Raw genomic sequence first — 2,832 nt, forward strand, 5'->3', positions numbered from 1 at the left:
GGCGGCTCGCCGCCGGTGCCCTGCTCCCGCACGGCCGCGGCGCCGGTGCCCGCCAGGTCGTCGGGGTCGGGCGCGGAGGCGATGAGCAGCCGCGTGTAGGGGTGCAGCGGCTCCTGCGTCACGGACTCGGAGTCGCCTGTCTCCATGACCTGCCCCGCGTACAGCACGGTGGTGCGGTCGGCGAAGTAGCGCGCCGAGGCGATGTCGTGCGTGATGTACAGGACGGCGATCCCGAGCCGGTCGCGCAGGTCGGCCAGCAGGTTGAGGATGCCGAGCCGGATGGAGACGTCCAGCATCGAGACGGGCTCGTCGGCGAGCAGCACCTCGGGCTCCGCGGCGAGCGCCCGCGCGATGGCGATGCGTTGCCGCTGCCCGCCGGACAGCTCGTGCGGGAACTTGTCGACGTACCGCGTGGCGGGCGTGAGGTGCACGCGCTCCAGCAGCTCGGTCAGGGCCGCCTCCAGCTCGGCCCCGCGCAGCGTGCCCCCGCTGGACTGGCGCCGGTGCAGGCGCAGCGCCCTGGTCAGGGTGTAGCGCACGGGGTGCACGGGGTTCAGGGAGGCGAAGGGGTCCTGGAAGATCATCTGCACGCGCCGCACGTACGCGCGGAAGGCCCGGCGGCCTCGCAGGCGGGCCTCGGCGCCGTCGAGCAGCACCTGCCCGCCCGTGATGGGGATGAGTCCGGCCAGCAGCCGGGCGACCGTGGACTTGCCGGACCCCGACTCCCCCACCACGGCCAGGACCTGGCCGCGGTGGAGCTCGAGGTCCACGCCGTCCACGGCGTGGATCGCCCGGGCGGGCGAACGGCCGCTGACGCGACCTCCGCCCGCCCGGAAGTGCTTGGTGAGGCCGTGCGCGGCCAGCACCGGTGTGCTCGTGCTCATCAGCCTTCCGCGGGCTCGAGGTTCATCAGGATCTGGGCGGCCTGCACCCCGGTGGGCTGGGGCTGGTTGTACGGGTCCTCCTCGGACGGCCAGCCCACGTAGTTCTGCGTCGAGTACTGCGCGGTGGCCGGGCGGGTCCAGATGGCGATGCCCGGCACCTCCTCGACGAACACCTTCTGCACGGTCTCCAGGGCGGCGGTGCGCGTGGCGTCGTCGGGCGCGGCGGCGTAGTCCGCGAGCGCCTCGGTGGCGTCGTCGTTCTGGAAACGGCCGAAGTTCCAGGTGGCCGGCTCACCGAGCTTCTTGTAGTGCGCGCCGTCCATGATGTCGGAGTACATGTCCCAGGGGGTGGCTCCGCCGTCGGTCCAGTGCAGGGTGGCCTGGAAGTCGCCGCCGGGGATGACGTCGGCGAACCAGCCGTCCTGGTTGACGGGGTTGACGGTGGCGGTGGCGCCGAGCTCGGCGGCGGAGTTCTTGATGAGGTCCAGGGCGGTCAGGTAGTCGTTCCAGCCGGCCGGGTTGACCAGCTCGAACGTGACCTTCTCGCCGTCCGGGTCCACCAGGGCGTCACCGTCCCACGTGTATCCGGCGTCCTCCAGCAGGGCGCGGGCGCCGTCGACGTCGACGGCGTACTCCTGGTCGGCGTAGTCGGCCGAGAGGAACTCCTCGCCGGCGGGCAGCGGCAGGCCGGTGACGCTGGTCAGGGCGGGGTTGACGCCCGAGGTGGCGACGTCGACGAGCTCCTGGCGGTCGATGACCATGTTCAGGGCCTGACGGAACGCCTTGTCGTCGAACGGCTTGGTCTCGTTGTTGAGGTAGAGCACGTCGATGCCGAGGCCGCCGGCGGCGTACTGGTGGTAGTGCTCGGGTTCCTGGGCGATGTAGACGTTCTCGAAGTCGGCGATGAACGTCCAGCCCCACTGCGCCTCACCCGTGGTCAGGGCGGTGGTGAGGGCGTTGTTGTCGTTGTACGACGAGTACCGGATCTCGGGAACGGCGGGCTTGCCGCCCCAGTAGTCGTCGCGCGCCACGACGGTGGCCGCCTGCGGTGTCCAGGTCTCCAGCGTGTACGGGCCGGTGCCGACGGGCTCTGGGTTGGTGTCGGTGGTGGGGTCCTCGACGTCGGCCCAGATGTGCTCGGGCACCATGACCAGGTCGTACAGCTTGGACTGGTTGACGAACTGGCCAGCGGTGAAGGTGACCGTGACGGTGGACCCGTCGGTCTCGATCGTGTCGTACGGCAGGGCGCCGGTGTTCAGCGCCTCGAAGTCCTTGCGGAGCTGGATGGAGAACGCGATGTCGTCGGCGGTGAACTCCTCGCCGTCCGACCAGGTGACGCCCTCGTGCGGCGTGATGACGGCCTCGGTGAAGTCCTCGTTCCACTCGACGCTGTCGGCGAGCCAGGGCTTCGGCTCCTCGGACGGCCGGGCCTGGTTGCGCATCATCAGCGGCTCGTAGATCGCGAAGGCGTAGCCGAGCGAGAGCGCGGACGAACCGGTGGCGAACGGGCTGTGGTTCTCGGTCTGGACGCCGTTCGGCATGCCGACGGTCAGGGTCTGACCGCCGCCCGCCTGGGTGGCGCTGCCGCCGCCCCCGCCGCTGCAGGCTGCCAGCAGCGCGACCGCTGCCGCAGCCGCCGCCACGGCGACGTGCTTGTGAATCCTCACGGTGTGCCTCCTTGCACTTGTCCCTCACGGGACGGATGGGGTGTGTGTCACTTGGTTCCGGCGCCGGGTTCCTCCCCGGGCCGGACGGTCAGCTCGTTGGTCAGGCGCAGGTCCGCGACGGACCTGCCGGTGCGCAGCCGGTAGGTGCCCGGCGGCGTGGTCCAGCCCTGGGTCTGCGGGTCCCAGACCTGCAGTGCCCGGGTGGGGACGGGGACGCGGACGGTCGCGCTGCCCATGGCGGGCACGTCCGCGACGGCGAAGCCGCCGAGCCACCGCACGGG

General features: G+C 71.4%; 3 protein-coding genes. All 3 read right to left on the minus strand.

Annotated features, from left to right (window positions below; all coding sequences use genetic code 11):
• Positions 1–884: ABC transporter ATP-binding protein (locus PROKR_RS12740; protein ID WP_084800420.1), on the minus strand; the 884-nt coding region annotated here is incomplete at its 3' end.
• Positions 884–2,551 carry an ABC transporter substrate-binding protein gene (locus tag PROKR_RS12745; RefSeq protein ID WP_036963756.1) on the minus strand — a complete coding sequence of 556 codons (1,668 nt, stop codon included), beginning with the start codon at positions 2,549–2,551 and terminating at the stop codon, positions 884–886. The genes PROKR_RS12740 and PROKR_RS12745, both read right to left, overlap by 1 nt.
• 47 nt (positions 2,552–2,598) lie before the next feature.
• A partial coding sequence (locus PROKR_RS12750) for a fibronectin type III-like domain-contianing protein (protein WP_036963758.1) occupies positions 2,599–2,832 on the minus strand: 234 nt, incomplete at its 5' end.

Origin of the sequence: Promicromonospora kroppenstedtii DSM 19349 (assembly GCF_000515355.1) — a bacterium.
Taxonomy (GTDB): domain Bacteria; phylum Actinomycetota; class Actinomycetes; order Actinomycetales; family Cellulomonadaceae; genus Promicromonospora; species Promicromonospora kroppenstedtii.